This window comes from Lachnotalea sp. AF33-28 (genome assembly GCF_003477885.1).
GTDB lineage: Bacteria > Bacillota > Clostridia > Lachnospirales > Lachnospiraceae > AF33-28.
On the sequence record NZ_QUEE01000035.1, the window covers coordinates 1 to 1705 of the forward strand.

2 protein-coding genes are annotated in these 1705 nt (G+C 44.0%); both read left to right on the forward strand.

What is annotated here, in order from left to right; genetic code table 11:
* Nucleotides 1-116: 116 nt before the first annotated feature.
* Complete coding sequence (locus tag DWZ56_RS22520) at nucleotides 117-1364, forward strand: IS256 family transposase (RefSeq protein ID WP_442911459.1); 1248 nt, start codon at nucleotides 117-119, stop codon at nucleotides 1362-1364.
* Nucleotides 1365-1383: 19 nt separating this feature from the next.
* Nucleotides 1384-1632 carry a hypothetical protein gene (locus DWZ56_RS22525; RefSeq protein ID WP_118558859.1) on the forward strand — a complete coding sequence of 83 codons (249 nt, stop codon included), beginning with the start codon at nucleotides 1384-1386 and terminating at the stop codon, nucleotides 1630-1632.
* The last annotated feature ends 73 nt before the right edge of the window (nucleotides 1633-1705 follow it).

Genomic DNA, 1705 nt, shown 5'->3' on the forward strand with positions numbered 1-1705 from the left:
GGGAGTGTAAAATAAAGTGTGTAAGTTACCGGTAACCAAACTTACGCACTTTATTTTTATGTGAAAGTGCGATACACTAAATGAAAGGAATAGAAAGGATTATGAGTACAGCACTTATGTCACCAAGGAAAAACAAACGGAGCAATGCCAGCATGGCGATTGCTAAAGCGATTATTGATGAATATCAGCCGACTAACGCAGAGGAGATGCAGAATGCCCTCAAGGACATCTTTGGCCCGATGTTCGAAGCAATGCTTCAAGGCGAAATGGACTCACATTTGGGATATGAGTCCAACGATCATGGTTATAAAAATACGGATAACCGCCGTAATGGATATCTCCACAAGAATGTTAAGACTTCTTACGGCGAGATACCAGTCGATGTCCCCAGAGACCGGGATGCATCCTTTGAACCGCAGGCAATTCCAAAACGTACAAGAGATGTCAGCGGTATCGAGGACAAGGTGCTTGCCATGTATGCACGAGGTATGAGTGACCGTGATATTGCTGATACGATTGAAGATATTTATGGCTTCGAGATTTCTCATGATACCATATCCAACATCACAGACAGAGTGATTGAGACTGTGGAGGAATGGCAGAACCGGCCTCTTAAGAAGTTCTATACGTTTCTCTTTGTAGACTGTCTGTATGTTAACATCCGCAAAGAAAATGAGACTAAGAGCTGTGCAGTTTATGTCATCCTAGGCTATGATGTCAATGGTGCCAAAGACATCCTTGGGCTTTGGATTGGCGATGCAGAAGGCAAGCATTACTGGATGCAGATTTTTGATGAAATAAAAGCACGCGGTGTGGAGGACGTACTGTTTATCAGCATGGACGGCGTATCCGGGCTGGAGGAAGGCGCCAGATCCATCTTCAAGGATGTTGTAGTGCAGCGCTGTATTGTGCACCTGATCCGGAGCTCGGTCCGCTATATCCCCTCGAAGGAATATAAGAAGTATACGGCACAGTTAAAGAAAGTATACGGAGCAGCCAGTCTGAAAGCAGCAGAAAGTGAATTTGAACGTTTTAAGCAGTCGTGGAGTCAGTATCTAGGAGCAGTTGATGTCTGGGTGCGTAACTGGTCACACGTAGAGCAGCTTTTCAATTATGGAAGTGCCGTACGCAAAGTCATGTATACTACTAATGCGATTGAAGCAGTTAACTCAAGTTTCAGGAAGGTCACTAAAAAGGGGGCCTTCCCCAGTGAAGAAGCGGTACATAAAGCGTTATATTTGCGCATTACAGAACTTTATAAGAAATGGAACGGCCGCCCGGTTTCGAACTGGGCGATGGTCAGGAATCAGCTGATTATGGATGACCAGATGCAAGCACGCATCATGAAGTATGAAGCATACTAAACGTTACAGGAGGACAGCTATGGATTATTATGATTATTTTGCTGAAGCAGAACATGAGCCGGGTGAGGTCAGCATGGATGAGTTTATAGCTGAAGCCATGCGAAATGACTTGAAATTTAAGACACTAGCGGAAGAACTCCATTATCAACGGACATCAAGGATTACCCTAAAAAATGAGTTATTGACTTGCTATGAATTCCTCAAGCAACAGGACCTGCTCTGGCGATATGAGGCTTATCGAAACGGGGAAGAACTTCCATTCGATTAGACGAACAATCGGCGGTCTTAATTGACCGCCGATAAAAAATCAAAAAAATTTACACACTTTACTTGACAAACCC